This is a genomic window from Pseudonocardia sediminis, from assembly GCF_004217185.1.
Lineage (GTDB): Bacteria > Actinomycetota > Actinomycetes > Mycobacteriales > Pseudonocardiaceae > Pseudonocardia > Pseudonocardia sediminis.
In genome coordinates this window covers 4,558,900-4,577,735 of record NZ_SHKL01000001.1, presented here as the reverse complement: position 1 = coordinate 4,577,735, position 18,836 = coordinate 4,558,900, and the positions used below count along the sequence as shown (strand labels likewise).

The window sequence follows — 18,836 nt, the reverse complement described above, 5'->3', positions numbered from 1 at the left end:
CTCTATGGGGTGGACCTTTCCTCCCGCCGCCAGTGCTTCCCGGCGTCCTCCAGTGCGAGCAGCGCGGCACCGATCTTGCCCGCGTCGCCGCGGTAGGTGGCCGGGACGATCGGCGGGATCGGACGGGCCGTCGGAGCGTAGGCGAACTCGCGCGCGGCGCGGCGCGTCGGCTCCAGCAGCAGCTCGCCGGCGTCGACCAGACCGCCGCCGATGACGACCGCCTCCAGCTCGAAGATGGCGTTCATCGACGCGATGCCGATGCCCAGGGAACGGCCGAGCCGCGCGAACAGCGACGCCGCGGTGCGGTCCCCGGCCATCGCCGCCATCGTCACGATCTGGCCGGTGACCTCCGCGCCGGACTCCGCGGCGAGCGTGGCGATCATCCCGTCCGGGTCGCCCGCGGCGGCGCTGCGGCCCATCCGCGTCAGCGCGGTTCCCGAGGCCAGGGCCTCGAGGCAGCCGTAGTTGCCGCAGCCGCACTGCGGCCCGTCCGGGGTGACGTTCATGTGCCCGATCTCGGCGCCGAGCCCGTGCGGGCCGCGGTAGATGCGGCCGCCGAGCACGATCCCGGTGCCGATCCCGGTGCCCACGGTCACCAGGATCATCTCGTCGTAGCGGGTGGTGCCGAGCCGCGCCTCGGCCAGCCCGGCCACGTTCGCGTCGTTGTCGACGACGGCCGGCAGCCCGGTCGCCCGCTCCAGCTCGGCGCGGACGTTCCAGTCCCGGTACTCGTTGTTCGGCGCCCACCGGATCCGCCCCGTCGGCCACTCCACGGTGCCCGCCGCGCCGACCCCGATCGCGGCCACGCCGTCGTCGCCTTTGCGCAGCTCGTCGACCATCTCGAGGAGCAGCGCGGTCATGGTCGCGGAGTCCGAGGTTTCCGGGGTCCGGCGGAGTGTCTCCGCCGTCACTGTGCCATCCTCGGCGACGATCGCCCCCGCAACTTTCGTACCCCCAATGTCGAGCCCGATCGCCCGCCGTCCGTTCGTCACCCGCGCACTATTGCGACCTCACCGCCGCGATGCCAACTGCCGTGGGGGTTTGCGGTTCGGCGAATCGGGGAAAGGTGATCCATGCCAGTCTTGCGCCGAGTCGCCCGACCCATGCTTGCCGCCATCTTCATCACCGGCGGCATCAACGCACTGCGGTCACCCGGTGACCACGCCCAGGCCGCCAAGCCGCTGCTGGACCAGGCCGCTCCCGCGGTCGACCGCATCGTCGAGGCCGCCCCGATCGACCGTCGCCCGGACGACGAGACGCTGATCAAGATCGACGCCGGGGTGAAGATCGCCGCCGGTTCGCTGCTCGCCATCGGCAAGGCCCCGCGCCTGGCCTCGACCGCGCTGGCCGCCTCCCTGATCCCGACCACCCTGGCCGGGCACCGTTTCTGGGAGGAGACCGACCCGGAGGCCCGGGCCGCGCAGCAGATCCACTTCTTCAAGAACCTCAGCCTCCTGGGCGGTCTCCTGATCGCCGCCGCCGACACGCACGGCAAGCCTTCGGCCGCCTGGCGGACCCGCAAGGCCGCCGAGCAGGCGCAGAAGAAGCTCTCCGGTGCCTCCAACTCCGACACCGCCGAGCGCGTCGCCGCCGGTCTGGCCGGGGCCGGCACCTCGATCGCCGCCGTGGCCTCCACCGCGGGGACGGCGCTGGGCGAGCGTGCCCACGAGGCGTCGGGGAAGGTCAACGAGGCCATCGCCGAGCACGGCCCCGCGGTCCGCGAGCGGGCCGTCGAGCTGGGCGGTCTCGCCTCCGAGCGGGCGGCGACGCTGGGCACCGCGGTGTCCGAGCGGGCCTCCGTGCTCTCCGGCGAGCTCTCCACCCGCGCCGAGGCGGCCGCCAAGCAGGCGCAGAAGAACGCCAAGCTGGCCGAGAAGCGCGGCGCCAAGCTGCAGAAGACCGTGGACCGTCGCGGCGCGCAGTGGCAGAAGGCCGCCGGGCGCAACGGCGAGAAGTGGGTCAAGGCCGCCGAGAAGCGTCGCGCCGCCTGGGAGAAGCAGGCCCAGAAGGCGGCCCGCCGGGCCGAGAAGAAGGCTCCGGAGTACGCGGACCGCTTCACCACGCTGGCCACCCAGGCCCAGGCGCAGGCCGCGAAGTTCGGCTCGGACGTCGCGAGCCGGGCCTCCGACGTCGGTGCCGAGGCGGCCAAGGCCGCCAAGGGCGCCGCCAAGGACGCGAAGAAGCGCGCCAAGGCCGTCGGCTGAGCCGACACCGCACCCTCTGACACAGCACGGTTCGACACTGCCCGGCCCCGCCACCGGTGGGAGCCGGGCAGTGTCGTGTCCAGGGGTCGTGTCCAGGGGTCGTGTCCGGGGCCGTGACCCGGCGGGTCAGGGGGCCGGGCGGAGGACCTGCAGGTCGCCGGAGGCGCGGGTCTGGATCTCCACGTCGTAGGCGGCCTGGCCCGGGACCGGGGTCAGGGCCGTCGCCATCCTGGTGAACAGGGCCTGGGTGCGGGCGTTGTCGGCGGCCTGGTCGGCGATCAGGTTCGGCAGCATGGCGCCGGAGCGCTTGCGCACGGTCAGCGGGACGACCGAGAGCCGCGCGAGGAGCTTGCGCAGCCGCACGACGTCCGCCACACGGGCGGCCACGTCCGCCTCGACGAGCGGGCGCAGCGCCGTCAACGACCGCTCCGGCGACCGCAGGTGCTGCTCGGCGGCGACGACCAGCAGCCGACGGGCGTCGAGCACCAGCCCCTGGTAGGCGGCGTGCACGGCGCCGGGGAACCCGGTCCAGCCCAGCCGTCCGACCTCGCCCAACGCCTCGCGGACGGCGGTGCCGTGCGCCCCGGACGGGTCGAGCCCCTCGACCACCCGCTCCCACCCGGCGAGGTGCGCGACGGTCTGGTGACGCAGCACCGACAGGTTGGCCGACGCGGTGCCCAGCGCGACGTCGGTGGGGACCGCGCCGCTGGTGAGCAGCGCGGTCTGGGCGGTGCGCAGCGTCTCCTCGGCGGCGCGCAGGCGGGCGTCGAGACGGGTCGGGGCGGACGGCGCGAGGTCGTGCACCGCGGCCGTCAGGTCGGTGAGCACCCGGTTCTGGACGTCGGTGGTGGCGATCTCGACGAGCAGCGTCTGCGCCATCAGCCCGAGCGGTGCGCCGGGCACCGGCGAGGTCTGGCGCAGCCCGGACAGCGGGACCAGCACACCGCGGCCGGGCGGGTCGGTGCGTCGCGGCGAGCCGTCGGCAAGGTGTAACAGCTGTTCGGCACCGAACGCCTCGGACAGCGAGAGCCGGAACGTCAGGCCGCCGTCGAGGGTGGGGCGCTCCTGCGTCCTGCGGGCGGCGACCCGTCCCAGGTGGTGGGCGAGCTCGCTGCCCGCGGGCAGGACGTCGCCCCAGAAGCGGGCGGACGCGGCCGGCTCGGCCCACCATCCGACGACCATCACCGGGCCCCGCGTCGCGGCCCCGTTCGTCGGCGCCCCGTTCGTCGGCGCATGGTGCTCCCCGGATCGGGCGTCCATGGGGAGGACGACGCCGCTGGTGTGGTCCGGATGGCGCAGCATGACTACTCAACGACGTGATCATGAAAGAGGTCACTGCTCCGTGTGAGTGCGGTGCCCGGAGCGGACTGATCCCGGATCGGTGCCTGCTCCCTCTCGTCCCGCCCGGCGATCTGCGCTACAAAGCCCTGGTGGGCACCGCGTACGTGATCGGCACGCACGACACCAAGTCCGACGAGCTCGGCTACGTCGCCGATCTCATCGCGGCGGCCGGGGCGGCGGTGCGCCGCGTGGACGTCTCGACCGCCGGCGACGCGGCCGGCACCGGGGCCGACGTCCGGGCCGCGGAGGTCGCGGCGCACCACCCGGACGGCGCCGACGCCGTGTTCACCGGTGACCGGGGCAGCGGGGTCGGGGCGATGGCCGTCGCCCTGGAGCGGTACCTGCTCTCCCGCGACGACCTCGACGGCGTCATCGGGCTCGGCGGCTCCGGCGGGACGGCGATCGTCACCCCTGCCCTGCAGGCCCTGCCGGTCGGTGTGCCGAAGGTGATGGTCTCGACGGTGGCCTCGGGCGACACCGCTCCGTACGTCGGGGCGTCGGACATCGCGATGCTCTACTCGGTCACCGACGTGGCCGGGCTGAACCGGATCTCGCGGGTCGTCCTGGGCAACGCCGCGCACATGCTGGCCGGCGCCGTCGCCGCAACGGTCCCTGTGGCCGACGACCGTCCCGCGGCCGGGCTGACCATGTTCGGCGTCACCACCCCGTGCGTCACCGCCGTGCGCGAACGCCTCGGCGACGACGTCGACCCGCTCGTCTTCCACGCCACCGGCACCGGCGGCCGGGCGATGGAGAAGCTCGTCGACGACGGCCTCATCACCTCCGTGCTGGACCTGACCACGACCGAGATCGCGGACCTCGTCGTCGGCGGGATCATGGCCGCGGGGCCGGACCGTCTCGACGCGATCGCCCGGACCCGGGTGCCCTACGTCGGCTCCTGCGGCGCGCTCGACATGGTCAACTTCGGGTCGCGGGACTCGGTGCCCGAGCGCTTCGCCGGCCGCCTTCTCTACGAGCACAACGCCCAGGTCACGCTCATGCGCACGACGCCGGAGGAGAACGCGGAGATCGGCCGGTTCGTCGCCGGCAAGATCGACGCCTGCACCGGACCGCTGATGTTCCTGCTGCCCACCGGCGGGGTGTCCCTGCTGGACGCGCCGGACCAGCCGTTCTGGGACCCCGACGCCGACGAGGCACTGTTCACCGCGATCGAGCAGCACGTCCTGCGTCCTGAGCGGATCATGCGGGTACCGCACAACATCAACGACCCCGAGTTCGCCGACGCGGCCGTCGCCGCGTGGCGGGAGGTGCTTGCCCAGTGAGTTCGACACAGTGAGGTTCCGGCGCGCGGAACTGGTGGAACGTTTCACCGACATGGCTCGGCGCGGTGAGCCGATCGTCGGCGGTGGTGCCGGCACCGGGCTCTCGGCCAAGTGCGAGGAGGCCGGCGGGATCGACCTCATCGTCATCTACAACTCCGGCCGCTACCGGATGGCCGGGCGGGGGTCGCTGGCCGGGCTGCTGGCGTACGGCAACGCGAACGAGATCGTCGTCGAGATGGCGTCGGAGGTGCTGCCCGTCGTCGAGCGCACGCCGGTGCTGGCCGGCGTGAACGGCACCGACCCGTTCATGATCACCGACCGTTTCCTGCGGCAGCTCGACGACCTCGGCTTCGCCGGCATCCAGAACTTCCCCACCGTGGGCCTGTTCGACGGGACGTTCCGGGCGAACCTGGAGGAGACCGGGATGGGCTTCGCGCTGGAGGTCGACCTGGTCGCCGCGGCCCGCGCCCAGGACCTGTTCACCACGCCCTACGTGTTCTCCGCCGACGACGCCCGCGCGATGGCCGGGGCCGGCGCGGACGTCATCGTCTGCCACATGGGCCTGACCACCGGTGGCTCGATCGGCGCGGAGACGTCGAAGACCCTCGACGACTGCGTCGCGCTCGTCGACGAGTGGGCGGCGGCCGCGCTGGACGTGCGCGACGACGTCCTCGTGCTCTGCCACGGCGGCCCGATCGCGATGCCCGACGACGCCGCGCACGTGCTGTCGAAGGCGAAGCACTGCCACGGGTTCTACGGCGCGTCCTCGATGGAGCGCCTGCCCACCGAGAAGGCTCTCACCGAGCAGACCCGCCTGTTCAAGACCAGCCTGTCCCAGGCCCGCCTGTCCCCGATCGATCAGTCCCAGACCCCGCCGCCCGGCTCGTAGAAGGAGCTCCCGCAATGCCGCGTCCGTACTCCAGTGCCGTCATCCCCGCCCCGCTCGAGCAGGTGTGGCCGTCGATCCGCGACTTCGGCGGGCTCGATCGCTGGCACCCGGCGATCGAGGGATCCGAGCTGATCCGCGGCGCCACCGGTTTCGAGATCGGTGCGCAGCGACGCCTCACCCTCGGCGACGGGGGCGTCGTCGTCGAGCAGCTGCTCGCCCTCGACGACCGCTTCCACTCGCTGACCTACGAGATCCTCGAGTCGCCGTTCCCGGTCCGTCGCTACATCTCCACCGTGCGCCTGTCGCCGATCACCGCGACCGGGCAGACGTTCGGGGAGTGGTGGGTCGACTTCGACGCCGAGGCCGCCGACGAGGGATCGCTGGTGGACCTGTTCGCGAACGGGGTGTTCGGAGCGGGTCTCGCGGCATTGGGGGAGAAGTTCGGGAGCTGACCGGGGTTAGTCCCCCCGGGGTCCCTCACATGCGTGCCGGGAGCGCCGGGGCGGCACCGGTTCGGAGCTGTCCGAACCGGTAGGGCACATGCAGACTCGGTGGCAGGCGTCACATCGGGGTGACGCCCCGACGACGGAGTCAGCGCATCCATGACCGATACACGGAACGACGCCCCTGACCTCGACGCCCTGATCGTGGGGGCCGGCTTCTCCGGCCTCTACATGCTGCACCGGCTCCGGGACACGCTCGGGATGCGCGTGCAGGCGATCGAGTCCGCGGACGACGTCGGCGGCACCTGGTACTACAACCGGTATCCGGGTGCGCGCTGCGACTCGGAGAGCTACTTCTACAGCTTCTCCGACCGGCTCTCGGAGGAGCTGCTGCAGGAGTGGACCTGGAGCGAGCGGTTCGCCGGGCAGCCGGAGATCCTGAGCTATCTGCAGCACGTCGCGCAGCGCTACGACCTGCGGCGCGACATCCGGTTCTCCACCACCGTCACGTCGGCGACGTGGGACGAGGACGGGAACCGCTGGGTCGTCGAGACCGACGACGGCACCCGGACGAGCGCGCGGCACCTGATCACGGCGGTGGGCTGCCTGTCGACGACGAACCTGCCCGACTTCCCCGGCCGCGACGGGTTCCGGGGCGAGAGCTACCACACAGGGCGGTGGCCGCACGAGGGCGTGGACTTCACCGGCAAGCGGGTCGCGGTGATCGGCACCGGGGCGACGTCGGTGCAGGCCGTACCGGAGATCGCCGAGCAGGCCGAGCACCTCTACGTCCTGCAGCGGACGCCGAACTACGACATCTCCGGCGGCAACCGGCCGATGACCGAGGACGACGCCAAGGAGATCAAGGAGAACTACACCGACATCTGGGCGCGCACCCGGCAGACCGGTTTCGGCTTCCCCTACGACATCGCCGACCGCCCCGCGCTGTCGGTGAGCGAGGAGGAGCGGCAGGAGATCTTCGAGGAGGCCTGGGCGAAGGGCGGCTTCCGGCTGGGCACCACGTTCAACGACCTGCTGCTCGACGGCGCCGCCAACGAGACGGCCGCGGAGTTCCTGCGCGGCAAGATCCGGGAGAAGGTGCGCGACCCCGAGGTCGCGGAGAAGCTCAGCCCGCGCAACCACCCGTTCTTCACCAAGCGGCCGCCCCTGGAGAACGGCTACTACGACACGTTCAACCGGGACAACGTCACGCTGATCGGCGTGGCCGAGACGCCGATCGAGGGGATCACCGAGAACGGCGTGCGGGTGGACGGCACCGAGTACGAGGTGGACGCGATCGTCTACGCCACCGGCTTCGACGCCATGACCGGCACGCTGTTCCGCCTGGGCATCACCGGCCGCGACGGCGTCGGGCTGAAGGACAAGTGGGCCGAGGGCCCGAGCACGTACCTGGGCCTGACCACGCGCGGCTTCCCGAACCTGTTCATGCTCACCGGACCGCAGAGCCCGTCGGTCATGAGCAACATGCCGGTCTCGATCGAGCAGCACGTCGACTGGGTGACCGACTGCCTGCGCTGGATGTCCGAGCGGGGGCTGGACCGGATCGAGCCGACCGCCGAGGCCGAGGACGGCTGGGTCTCCCACCACACCGAGGTCGGCAACATGACCCTGCTGCCGCAGGCCGAGTCGTGGTGGATGGGCGCGAACATCCCCGGCAAGCAGCGCAGCGTCTACCCGTACATGGGCGGGGTCGGGGTGTACCGCGGGCTGTGCGACGACGTCGCGGCGAAGGGCTACGAGGGCTTCGAGACGGCGACGACGGGGGCGGCGTCGATGGCGTGACCCCTCGTCGGTGCGGCGGCGGGGCACCGCCGTCGCACCGGCTCACCACCCGCGCAGGTCCACGGCCCAGGTGTCGAGCACCTCGGCGTCCGGGCCGGTGCCGCGGACAAGGTGCATCCGCTCGTGCAGCGCGACGGTCGGGTCGACGTGCGCGGGCAGCACGGTGACGCGGTCACCGACCGCGACCGGTACCTCCGGGCCGAACGTCGTGTGCTCGTCGGAGCAGAACCACACCTGCCCGCCGACGACGGTCGGGTTCCCGTGGTCCATGCCGAGCGACTTGAGGCCGACGTCGGCGACGGCGAAGGCGGGCATGTCCGCGGTGGCGTCGGTGGCCGAGACGACGGTCGCGAGCACCGTCAGCGCCTGCCGGAACGGCAGCCCGGCTGCGGAGTAGGCGGTGTCCATCAGGGCGTAGGAGCCGGCCTGCAGCTCGGTGACCCAGGTGTTCATGTCCCACGTCCCGCTGCCGCCGCCGGAGACCACGTCCCCGCCGACGTCGGCGTGCGCGGCCAGTAGCCGCTCCATGCACTCCCGTGTCAGCCGGGCCCGCTCCGCCACGTCGGGCAGCATCATCAGGTGGCCCTCGTAGCCCATCACACCGCGCACCGTCAGCCCCGCGGCCCGCGCCCGGTCGGCCAGCCACCCGGTCCGCTCCGGTGCGATCCCGCAACGCGGCAGACCGACGTTGACGTCGACGAGCACCTCGCGCACCCCGCCGTCGACGGCGGCGCGCAGCGTGGGCTCGGAGTCGATCGCCACCGTCACCCGGGCGGAGCCGTCGCGCACGAGCCGTCCGAGGCGCCGGGTGTCGAGCACCTCGTTGGCCAGCAGCAGGTCCTCACCCAGCCCGGCGGCGGCCATGCCCTCCACCTCACGCACGGTCGCGCAGGTGAACCCGGGATGCCCGACGTCGGCCTGGCGCGCGGCGAGCGCGGTCGTCTTGTGCGCCTTGACGTGCGGGCGCATCCGCGGCCCGGGCAGTGCCGCGGCCATGTCGGCGAGGTTCGCGTCCACCGCATCGACGTCGACGAGCAGGGCGGGCGTGGGCAGGTCGGCGACGCGCATCCGGCCGGCACCTCCAGGATCGGTTCCGGGTGGGTGGTGCGGGCCGACGCTCCGGGGTGCGTCGGACGCACACACACGATCACACGTCGTCCCCCCGAAGGTCAGGGCCTGTCCGGGCGTGAGTCCTTCAGCGACACATCTCCTCGAGGAACTCCTGCGTCTCCGGGTCGGTGGAGAACATCGCCGTCCCCTTCATCCCGCGGGTGAGGAGCACCTTGTAGGTGTTGCGCACCAGAGCCGGGAACTCGTCCTCCGCCGCCCGCTTCACCAGGCCGTCGAAGGACCGCTCCCGGTTCGCGACCCACCCGCCCCCTCGGCGGACGAAGTCCTCGCCGACGATCACCCCGGACCAGTCGTACTCGAAGCCCTGCGCGGTGTAGATGCAGCCGACCTGGCCGAATCCGCGCTCGTCGCTGGCCCAGAAGTGCGAGGCGGGCACGCCGGGTACCGACTTGTCGGGCTTGGCGTTCCACGGCCGTCGCCAGCCGCCGATCTCGATGTCGTCGACGAGTCGGCGGGTGCCCTCGTCGTCGACGGGGTCGCTCCATCGCCAGCAGTAACCGGCCGCGATCCGGGCGGTGTCCGACGTCCCCGTGCTCTGCCCGGCGAGCCATCCCTCGAGCGCGGTCGGGCTCGGCAGCGCGGCGACGCGATACGTCTCGTCCGGGCCCTCGACGAGCTCGGACCAGGGGATCGGCGGCCGCGGGTCCAGTCCGAGCAGCCGTAACACCCACTGCTCGTAGAACTCCGAGCCACCGCACCGGTACTGACCGTGCAGCCGCACGACCTCGACGTGACAGCCGACCGACTCGGCGGCGTGGCGGATCTCGGCCTCGGTCCCCATCTCCCCGGGGCGCACCACCTGGTGCTCGTCGAGCAGGAACACCGGAGTCCGCGCGATGTCGATCAGCTCGTGGACCTGGCGCTTCGCCTTCGCTCGCTTGTCGGCCTTGGTGAAGCGGTTGACGCTCGTCTCCCGGATGCGGTGCGCCTCATCGCAGACGACGACGTCGAGCGAGTTCGGGGGCTCGCCGATGAAGCTGTTGAAGTAGGCGAACAGGTTCTGTGCCCGCGCCGACCGGGACCCGACGACGACCTTGCGCAGGGTCTGGGTGAACGAGCTCGACCCCGTCGCGTGCATGACCGTCTTCCCGCGGCGGGAGAGGCTCCCGATCAAGCTCAGCGCCAGCACGCTCTTGCCGGACCCGGGTCCGCCGAGCACGACGACGGCCGTCTTCGTGTTCGCCCGGTCCGCCTGGTCCACGGCGTGTTCGACGAGCTTGTAGGCGATCCGCTGCTCGTCGAGCAGGACGAACCGCTCCCGCTGCTTGATCTCCTCCGCGGCCACGGTGAGCAGCGGCCTCGACGGCCGGACCGCGGAGTTGAGCAGGTCCTCGGCGACCCGGCGGTTGTCCGGCGCCGACATCGGGTCGGGATCCAGGAGGCGGCGGAGCTCGTCGATCAGCTCGGCCCGCTGGTCGCGGACGAACAGCTGCCCGTGCTCGTCGACGGTGTAGCGGCTGAGCTTCCACCCCGCGGCCTCGGCGTTGTGCAGGTAGGCGATCCCGTACACGCCGGCCGAGTCGACCGAGAGGGACGGGACGAAGTCGACGAGGTAGTCGCAGTAGCCGCGGACCTGCTCGACGGGGTGCAGCACCGGGCGTCCGTACTGCGGGACGTCGATCAGCCCGTCCGGCCGCTGGGTCACCGTCGTCCACTGTTTGAGCTCGACGACGACGTAGCTCGCGCGCCGCGTCCGCGGGTGGACCCCGCAGAGGATGACGTCGACGCGCTTCGGTGAGAAGGGCAGCTTGTGCTCCAGGAGGACCTCGACGTGGTCCAGACCGGCGTCGCGCAGGTCGCCCAGCAACGCCGGGAGACTGTTCTGCCACGAGCGGATCTCCCCGACACCGACGCCGGCGTCGAAGAGCACCCGCGCCTGCTGCACCAGCAGATCGTGCAGCTCGCCGGCGTCCGCCTTCTTCAGCAGGGCGGACGCACTGTCCCGGACCAGAGCCACCAGAGAACCCCCACAAGGCACGCGTCATCGGCGTGCGGGTGTGGAGGTAGCAACGGGCCGGGGCCCGGTACCTGGCGGTCCGCGGGGGCGACCTTACGCAGACGCGGTGATCCGGAGGACAACCACCTGCCGGGGCCGCTCCGGGGATCCGTGGTGACCTCCATCGTCACCGGTTGCGTCGGAGTCCCACCTCTGTTGCTGTCGTCGGATGGGTGCGAGCGAGCTGACGCGTCGTCGCTGGCTCGATCTCGGACGACTGTCCTCACAGTCCTGTCACCGGTGACCACTCCCCGGTCCTGAGCCCGGTTCCCTCCCCGTCCACGGACGGCGTCCCGACCTGCCCGAAAGGCCTCATCCGTGTCCTCTGACAGTCCCCTGACCATGCACTGGTTCCTCCCGACGATGGGCGACAGCCGTCAGCTCGTCGGCGGTGGGCACGGTGTCGGCACCGGGTCGGCCGGTGCGATCCGCCCGGCGGACATCGGCTACCTGACCCAGGTCGCGCGTGCCGCCGAGCAGGTCGGTTTCACCGGCGCACTGACCCCGACCGGGGCCTGGTGCGAGGACGCCTGGCTGACGACGGCGATGCTCGTCGCGCACACCGAACGGCTGAAGTTCCTCGTCGCGTTCCGGCCGGGGTCGGTCTCGCCGACGCTGGCCGCACAGATGGCGGCGACCTACCAGCGCCACTCCGGGGGACGGCTGCTGGTCAACGTCGTCACCGGCGGCGAGAGCAGCGAGCAGCGCGCCTACGGCGACTTCCTCGACAAGGACGCCCGCTACACCCGGACCGGGGAGTTCCTGAAGGTCGTCCGCGCGATCTGGCGGGGCGAGACGATCGACCTCGACGGCGAGCACGTCCACGTCGAGAACGCGTTCCTCGACCGCCTGCCCGACCCGGTACCCGACGTCTACTTCGGCGGCTCCTCGCCGGCCGCGGGCGACATCGCCGCCGAGCACGCCGACGTCTACCTGACCTGGGGCGAGCCGCCCGCGGCCGTCGCGGAGAAGATCGCCTGGATCCGCAAGCTCGCCGACGAGCAGGGCCGCACCGTCCGGTTCGGCATCCGGCTGCACGTGATCACCCGCGACACCGCCGACGCGGCCTGGGCGCAGGCGCAGTCGCTGCTCGACGCGCTGGACCCCTCGACCATTGACAGCGTCCAGTCGGGGCTGTCGGCGAGCGAGTCGGAGGGGCAGCGGAGGATGCGCGCGCTGCACAACGGCTCCACCGACGACCTGGAGATCTCGCCGAACCTGTGGGCCGGCGTCGGGCTCGTCCGCGGCGGGGCGGGGACGGCCCTGGTCGGCAGCCACACCGAGGTCGCCGACCGGATCGCCGAGTACCACGAGCTCGGCATCGACGAGTTCGTGCTCTCGGGCTACCCGCATCTCGAGGAGGCCTGGCAGGTGGGCGAGGGCGTCTTCCCGATCCTGCGCGAGCGCGGCCTGTGGTCCCCGCCGGAGGGTGGCGGCATCGACCCGGACGCGGGCGTGTCGGTGCCGTTCGCGGCGATGCGGGGCGGGAAGTGAGCACCGGCGTCGACGAGCGGTCCACCGGAGCGGCACCGGCCGGACCGCGGACGGTGCTGGCGGCGAGCCTGATCGGCACGACCGTCGAGTGGTACGACTTCTTCCTCTACGCCACCGCCGCGGGCCTCGTCTTCCCGGCGCTGTTCTTCCCGGCCGGCGGCGACGAGGTCATCGGCACGCTCCTGGCCTTCGGCACGTTCGCGGTGGGCTTCGTCGCCCGGCCGGTCGGCGGGGTGATCTTCGGGCACATCGGGGACAGGCTCGGGCGCAAGCGCACGCTCGTCGCGACGATGGTGATGATGGGCGTGGCCACCGCGCTGATCGGGCTGCTGCCCTCCTACGCCGCGATCGGCGTCGCGGCGCCGTTGCTGCTGGTGCTGCTGCGCGTGCTGCAGGGCATCGCGGTCGGCGGTGAGTGGGGCGGAGCGGTGCTGCTCGCCGTGGAGAACGCGCCGCCCGGGCGTCGTGGGCTCTACGGCAGCGTCCCGCAGATCGGGCTCGGGCTCGGCCTGGCCCTGGGGACTGGTGTGTTCGCGCTGCTCGGGCAGGTGCTCGACCCGGAGACGTTCCTGAGCATCGGCTGGCGGATCGCGTTCCTGATCAGCGTCGTGCTCGTCGGGGTCGGGCTGGTCGTGCGGCTCAAGGTCCTCGAGACCTCGGAGTTCCGGGAGCTGCACGCCTCCGGCGCGACGGCGTCGGTGCCGGTCGTCGAGGTGTTCCGTACCCGCGCGCACCGGCGCGGCGTCGGCACCGGGATGCTCGCCCGCTGGGCGGAGGGCGCCGCGTTCAACACGTGGGGCGTCTTCGTCATCACCTACGCCACCGCGACGGTGCGGATGGACAAGACCACGATCCTGCTCGCCGTCACCGGCGGCGCCCTGCTGATGGCGGCGCTGACGCCGTTCGCGGGACGGCTCGCCGACCGCTACGGACGGCGGAGGATCTTCGGGATCGGGGCGGCCGGGTTCGGGCTGACGGTCGTCCCGTCGTTCCTGGCCGTGCAGTCGGGGATCCCGTGGCTGGCCGCGTCGGCGATCGTCGCGCAGCTCGGGGTCTTCTACGCCGCGATGACGGGCACCGAGTCCGCGCTGTTCGCGGAGCTGTTCGACACCGGCGTCCGCTACACCGGGATGTCGCTGGTCTACCAGGGCTCCGGCATCTGGGCCTCGGGCCTGACGCCGGTGTTCCTCACCGCGCTGCTCGCCTTCGGCGGGGGAGACCCGTGGTGGGCGGCGGGCTACCTGGTCCTCACCGCGGTGATCAGCCTCGTCGCCGTCGCCGTCATGCCGCGCTACATCGGGTGGCGGCCGGAGTGGGCACGGACCGATCCCTGGTAGCTACAACGTCGTGGCGCCCAGGTCGGCCGGGATCTGGGCGCCGGTGACGGTCCGGCCCAGGTCGCTGACCAGCCACATCACGGCGTTGGTGATGTCGTCGGTGTGCGCGGCGCGTTCGGGCAGCAGGGACGCGAAGCTGCGTGCGTACTGCGGGTGCGCCTCGATCTGCGGTTCGAAGCTCCGGTCGCGGCCCATTTCCGTGCGCACCGCCCACGGGTGGATCGAGTTGACCCGGATGTCGAACTCGGCCAGCTCGATCGCCGCGGTCTTCGTCAGCCCCACCACCCCGTGCTTGGACGCCGCGTAGTGCGCCTGCGCGGGCAGCGACTTGAGTCCCGCGACGGAGCTGGTGACGACGATCGATCCGCCGTTGCCCGCGGCAATCATCCGCGGCGCGGCGGCCTTCATGGTCCGCCAGACACCGGTCAGGTTGACGTCCACGACGGTCTGCCACTGCTCGTCGGAGATCTCCCAGAACCGGTTCCAGTTCGAGACGCCCGCGTTCGCGACGACGATGTCGAGCCGCGCCCCGAGTTCGGACGCCGCCTCGTCGAGTGCTGCGTCCAGGGCGGCGGAGTCGCGTACGTCGGCGACCCGCGCCACGATCCGGCGGTCCTGTTCCTCGACCAGCCGGGCCGTCTCGTCCAGGTCCTCGGGGACGGCCGCCGGGTAGCCGTTGTCGGCCGCGACCGGCGCCACGACGTCGACGGCGACGATGTCCGCGCCCTCGGCGGCCATCCGCACCGCGTGCGTGCGGCCCTGCCCGCGCGCCGCCCCGGTCACGAACGCCACCTTGCCGTCCAGAAGTCCCATGATCGTTGTCTACCAGCCGAATCCGGTGGCGGCCGGGCGGCCGTCCCCGCCAGGATCGGCCCTGTGGACGACGGTGGGATGACGGCGGCCGAGGTCGTCCGCGTGCTCGATGCCCTGGACGCGGCGGGGTGCCGGTACTGGGTGGAGGGCGGCTGGGGCGTCGACGCGCTCGTCGGCGCGCAGACCCGTCCGCACCGCGACCTGGACGTCGACGTCGACTCCCGGCACGAGGACCGCGTCCTCACCACGCTCGCGGAGCTGGGCTACGCGATCGAGACGGACTGGCGCCCGACCCGCGTCGAGCTCGCCGCGCCGGGCCGCGGGTGGGTGGACGTGCACCCCCTGCAGATCGCCGACGACGGCAGTGCGCGGCAGGCCGACCTCGACGGCGGGTTCTGGGAGTTCCCGGCCCGCTACTACACGACGGGGACGATCGCCGGACGTTCCGTTCCGTGCGTGTCGGTCGAGGCCCAGCTGTCCTTCCACGAGGGCTACGAGTTGCGCGGCGTCGATCACGTCGACCTCGCCCGTCTCCGCCGACTGTCCGGATGACGCGCGGTCCGGGTGGCCGGAGGGCGTCGCCCGCGCTGTGGTGGCCGCTACTATCTGGCCCCGCGGTGCCGTGACGACGATGATCGTCGCCGGCACCGTCTGGACGTCGGCCGACCACTACTCCGCCGTTCAGGGGGCGGTAGCTCAGCTGGTCAGAGCAGCGGACTCATAACCCGTCAGGTCGTCGGTTCGAACCCGACCCGCCCCACGTTGTCGCAGTTCAATGCCTTGTGCTCGCCGCTGCGGACCCCGTACGGTGATCGGATCCAACGGAAACCCAACGGAAACTCCGCGGGGTCGATCTAGCAACGAGGCGGGCGGATGGCGCGACCACCGCTACCGATGGGCACCCACGGCAGCATCCGCATCACCCAGCGGCTCAGCGCGGGCGGCAGCTACGTCGCCAAGTGCCGGTTCCGCGACTACGACGGCGTGACGCGGCTGCTGGAGCGCAGCGGCGCCTCGAAGGCGGCCGCGTCCCGTGCGCTCCAGGACGAGCTCCGGGCGCGCATTGGCACCACCATGGCGCCGCTCCGCCCGGAGCATACGTTCGAGCGGGCGGCGGAGATCTGGCTGAACAAGCTGGAGACGCAGGTGCGTGACGGCGCCCGCGCCGTGACGACGGCCGACACATACCGGCAGCGTCTGCGGGCCGTGATCCTCCCGGCCGTGGGGCAGTGGCGGCTGTACGAGTGCACTGTTCCCCGGTTCGACGGTTTCTTCAACACGCTGCCTGCGCGCCACAGCCCGGAGTCCCGGAAGACGATCCGGACCGTCGTGTCGCTCGTGCTCAGGGTCGCAGTCCAGCACGAGGCGTTGGCGGACAACCCGATCCGCCACCTCGACCCGATCGAGCGGGGACCGCGCAGGCCACGCGCCCTGACCACTGTGGAGAGACGACACTTCCTCGGCTGGATGGCCGGGACGTCTGACGACGAGGAGGAAGCACGCGCCCAGGTGCGTGCCCGTCGGCGCGACCTTCCGGACATCGTGACGTTCATGCTCGGCACGGGAGTTCGTATGGGCGAGGCGCTCGGCGTCCGCTGGTGTGATGTGGACCTGGAAGGGGTCCCCGTCGTCGAGCGTGACGAGATACGAGCCGTCCCGATCGTCGCGATTACCGGCAACGTCGTCCGGCATCGAGGGCGGGGACTCCATCGCCACGACGGAAAGACGGAAACGTCATTGCGGATCGTCCCGCTTCCGCAGTTTGTGGTGACAATGCTCCGTGCGCGTACGGTTCACGGACCGGAGATTCCAGTCTTTCCGGCGTCCTCGATGAAGGGCGGATTCAACTGGAAGGATCCGAACAACATCGTCGGCTACGTTCGCGAGGCAAGGAAATCGGCCGGGATGGACTGGCCGGTCACGAGCCACACCTTCCGCAAGACGGCCGCAACGATCTGGCACGACTCCGGAGTTCTCACCGATCGGCAGAAAGCGGATCTCACCGGTCACGCCAAGATCAGCACGCTCACCGACATCTACGTCGCGCGTGGCGAGCTGCATCCGGCCGGCGCCGCTGTCATGGACGCCGCGTGGATGGATTCGTGATGCCCGGACATCCGATTGTGCGAGGGTCGTTTCCGGGCGCCGGCGGCCGGTAGCCTGAGACCGTGCGTGGGGCTGGTGACGAGATGCAGATCGGTGAGCGGATCGCCTTCTACCGGCAGCGCCGTGGCTACACGCAGAGCCAGCTCGCCGGTCTCGTCGGCCGCAGTACCGACTGGCTCAGCAAGATCGAGCGCGGCGAGCGCCAGCTCCGGCGCGTCGACGTGCTGACCGAGCTGGCCGGGGCCCTGCGCGTCTCACTCGGCGACCTCATGGGCCAGCCCGTGCTCATGGAGGAGGACGACGAGCGGGACAACATCCCGGCGATCCGTGACGCGCTGATGGCTCCCGGCCGCCTGTCCCGCGTCCTGTTCGCGTCCGATGCGGCTGCGCCGCCGGACCTGCGCCAGGCCGAGCAGCTGGTCGAGTTCCTGTGGGCCGACTACCAGCGCGGGCGGATCGGCGAGGTCGTCGAGCGACTCCCGCGCCTGATCCACAGCGCCCAGCAGATCGAGGATGCGGCGACCGGGCAGGCGCCGGACGTGCGCCGACGATCCTGGGCGATGTCGGCGCGCACGCACCATCTGGCCGCGACGACGTTGAGCAAGGTCGGCGAGGCCGACCTGTCGTGGATCGCCGCCGAACGTGCGATGAAGGCGGCCGACGAGGCCGACGACCCGCTCGTGCTCGCCTCGGCGGCGCGGGCGGCGACCCACGCTCTGCTAGCAGTCGGTCGCTACGACGATGCACTGAGTCTCGGCGAGACCGCCGCGCGCTGGCTCGGCCCGCAGGTCGCGGCCGGCGACCCGGAGGCGCTGAGCCTGCTCGGCATGCTGCACCTGCGAACCGCGGTCGCGGCCGCCCGCCGGCAGGACCGCGCCGGCGCCGACGAGCTGCTCGGCCAGGCCGAGCGCTCGGCCGTACGGCTCGGTGAGGACGGAAACTACTGGCAGACGGGGTTCGGGCCGACGAACGTCGAGCTGCACCGACTGTCGGCCGGGCTCGACCTCGGAGACATGTCGTGGGTCGCGAAGCGCGGTGAGGACGTGGACGTCGCGCACCTCCCGGTGGAACGGCAGGTGACGCACATGATCGACCTCGCGCGAGCGCTCTCCTTCCTGGCCCGGGACGATGACGCCGTGGATCTGGTTGAACGCATCATCAGTAGTAGCTAGATTCTTGTAATCAGCCGCGATCTCTGAGGGACCCGGACAGTTTGTCCGGGTCCCTCGTGCATTCCGGGGTTCTCCTGTGATGGCGCCCACCCACGGGCGCGGATCACAGGAGGAGGCTCGATGTCTGTTCACGATCGCGAACGTTCTGACACGTCCGCGTCAACCGGCGGCGACCACACAGAGGGCGCCCTACGGACGGCTTTGCTCCTCACGGTTGAGGAGGTCGCCGAACTGTGGTTCGGCGAGGTGGGGTCTGGCGGCTCGGCCAGCTCGAACTGTCAGAAGATTCGCCGCCTGATTCCCCACGTTCTTCCTGCGCGGAGGAGCGGGAATCGGTGGTACATCAGCCGGGCGACCGCCGAAGAGTGGACGGTCGGCTCGGATCCGGCCTCCGTCATGGCGCACCCGGATACTCGGGAGATCGCCGAGCCCCGGTTGTCGGTCGCTCGTCGCGGGAGCGCCGACTGATGGGCAGCGTCGGGTTGTTGATTCTGTTCGCGATCGTGGGTGCCGCGATCTGCGCGAAGGCGCGGTCGGCGTTGGGCGCGATCCTGTTCGCGCTGCTGGCGCTGGTGTTCTTCGTGGCCACGCCGGTCGGCGACGGGCTGCCGGGTGCGGTGTCGACGTTCATGTCCTCATTCGACAACGCGGCGACGCCGGCGTTGAACGGGCAGCAGCAGCCGCAGCGGGCCGGGTCGTCCGGGAGTGGCTCGTGAGCCCGGCCGGCGGCAAGTCGGAGCGCGTGTTTGCCCTCAAGGCCGGGCGGGCCGACGACTCGGATGGTCCCGCCTGCGGCGGGGCGGTGCGGGCCGGTCGGCCCGAGT

The 18,836-nt window shown here is 71.7% G+C and carries 15 protein-coding genes, 1 tRNA gene and 1 pseudogene; 12 read left to right on the top strand and 5 right to left on the bottom strand.

Features of this window, described 5'->3' with window-relative positions; genetic code table 11:
* Positions 1–2 precede the first annotated feature (2 nt).
* Positions 3–992, bottom strand: a complete 990-nt coding sequence (locus EV383_RS21155) for an ROK family protein (protein ID WP_130291526.1) — start codon at positions 990–992, stop codon at positions 3–5.
* 111 nt (positions 993–1,103) lie between these two features.
* On the opposite strand from EV383_RS21155, the pseudogene EV383_RS33130 reads away from it, so the two are divergent.
* Positions 1,104–1,527: pseudogene (locus EV383_RS33130) on the top strand (DoxX family protein); the annotation flags it as partial.
* Between the two features lie 803 nt (positions 1,528–2,330).
* Here the strand turns inward: EV383_RS33130 and EV383_RS21145 are convergent.
* Complete coding sequence (locus EV383_RS21145; protein ID WP_130291524.1) at positions 2,331–3,506, bottom strand: hypothetical protein; 1,176 nt, start codon at positions 3,504–3,506, stop codon at positions 2,331–2,333.
* A gap of 128 nt (positions 3,507–3,634) precedes the next feature.
* Here EV383_RS21145 and EV383_RS21140 point away from each other — a divergent pair, with 128 nt between their 5' ends.
* The 4 genes from EV383_RS21140 (at position 3,635) to EV383_RS21125 (ending at position 7,963) form a co-directional block, all read left to right on the top strand.
* A complete protein-coding gene (locus tag EV383_RS21140; protein ID WP_130291523.1) occupies positions 3,635–4,828 on the top strand; it encodes a Tm-1-like ATP-binding domain-containing protein in 1,194 nt (397 codons plus the stop codon).
* Positions 4,829–4,838: 10 nt separating this feature from the next.
* Positions 4,839–5,717, top strand: coding sequence for a phosphoenolpyruvate hydrolase family protein (locus tag EV383_RS21135; RefSeq protein WP_278044880.1), 879 nt, complete (start codon positions 4,839–4,841; stop codon positions 5,715–5,717).
* Positions 5,718–5,731: 14 nt separating this feature from the next.
* Positions 5,732–6,169 carry an SRPBCC family protein gene (locus EV383_RS21130; protein WP_130291521.1) on the top strand — a complete coding sequence of 146 codons (438 nt, stop codon included), beginning with the start codon at positions 5,732–5,734 and terminating at the stop codon, positions 6,167–6,169.
* Positions 6,170–6,319: 150 nt separating this feature from the next.
* Complete coding sequence (locus tag EV383_RS21125; RefSeq protein ID WP_130291520.1) at positions 6,320–7,963, top strand: flavin-containing monooxygenase; 1,644 nt, start codon at positions 6,320–6,322, stop codon at positions 7,961–7,963.
* A 42-nt stretch (positions 7,964–8,005) separates the two neighbouring features.
* Here EV383_RS21125 and EV383_RS21120 read toward each other — a convergent pair whose 3' ends face one another.
* Both EV383_RS21120 and EV383_RS21115 read right to left on the bottom strand, forming a co-directional pair.
* Positions 8,006–9,031 carry an alanine racemase gene (locus tag EV383_RS21120; protein ID WP_130291519.1) on the bottom strand — a complete coding sequence of 342 codons (1,026 nt, stop codon included), beginning with the start codon at positions 9,029–9,031 and terminating at the stop codon, positions 8,006–8,008.
* 127 nt (positions 9,032–9,158) lie between these two features.
* On the bottom strand, positions 9,159–11,051 hold the full coding sequence (locus tag EV383_RS21115) for a DUF2075 domain-containing protein (RefSeq protein WP_130291518.1): 1,893 nt from the start codon (positions 11,049–11,051) through the stop codon (positions 9,159–9,161).
* 381 nt (positions 11,052–11,432) lie between these two features.
* Between EV383_RS21115 and EV383_RS21110 the strand changes: the two genes are divergently transcribed.
* Both EV383_RS21110 and EV383_RS21105 read left to right on the top strand, forming a co-directional pair.
* Positions 11,433–12,584, top strand: a complete 1,152-nt coding sequence (locus EV383_RS21110) for an LLM class flavin-dependent oxidoreductase (RefSeq protein WP_130294805.1) — start codon at positions 11,433–11,435, stop codon at positions 12,582–12,584.
* Positions 12,581–13,921, top strand: a complete 1,341-nt coding sequence (locus EV383_RS21105) for an MFS transporter (protein ID WP_130291517.1) — start codon at positions 12,581–12,583, stop codon at positions 13,919–13,921. Before EV383_RS21110 ends, EV383_RS21105 begins: the two co-directional genes overlap by 4 nt.
* On the opposite strand, the gene EV383_RS21100 is transcribed toward EV383_RS21105, so the two are convergent.
* Positions 13,922–14,734: a mycofactocin-coupled SDR family oxidoreductase gene (locus EV383_RS21100; RefSeq protein ID WP_130291516.1), complete on the bottom strand. Its 813-nt coding sequence runs from the start codon at positions 14,732–14,734 to the stop codon at positions 13,922–13,924.
* A gap of 63 nt (positions 14,735–14,797) precedes the next feature.
* Here EV383_RS21100 and EV383_RS21095 point away from each other — a divergent pair, with 63 nt between their 5' ends.
* From EV383_RS21095 to EV383_RS21075, 5 genes are all read left to right on the top strand, one after another.
* Positions 14,798–15,286: a nucleotidyltransferase domain-containing protein gene (locus EV383_RS21095; protein WP_130291515.1), complete on the top strand. Its 489-nt coding sequence runs from the start codon at positions 14,798–14,800 to the stop codon at positions 15,284–15,286.
* A 133-nt stretch (positions 15,287–15,419) separates the two neighbouring features.
* A tRNA-Ile gene (locus tag EV383_RS21090) sits at positions 15,420–15,494 on the top strand.
* A 134-nt stretch (positions 15,495–15,628) separates the two neighbouring features.
* A complete protein-coding gene (locus EV383_RS21085) occupies positions 15,629–16,840 on the top strand; it encodes a tyrosine-type recombinase/integrase (RefSeq protein WP_165438434.1) in 1,212 nt (403 codons plus the stop codon).
* 62 nt (positions 16,841–16,902) lie between these two features.
* On the top strand, positions 16,903–18,012 hold the full coding sequence (locus EV383_RS21080; RefSeq protein ID WP_130291513.1) for a helix-turn-helix domain-containing protein: 1,110 nt from the start codon (positions 16,903–16,905) through the stop codon (positions 18,010–18,012).
* A gap of 467 nt (positions 18,013–18,479) precedes the next feature.
* On the top strand, positions 18,480–18,728 hold the full coding sequence (locus EV383_RS21075; protein ID WP_130291512.1) for a hypothetical protein: 249 nt from the start codon (positions 18,480–18,482) through the stop codon (positions 18,726–18,728).
* Positions 18,729–18,836: the final 108 nt, after the last annotated feature.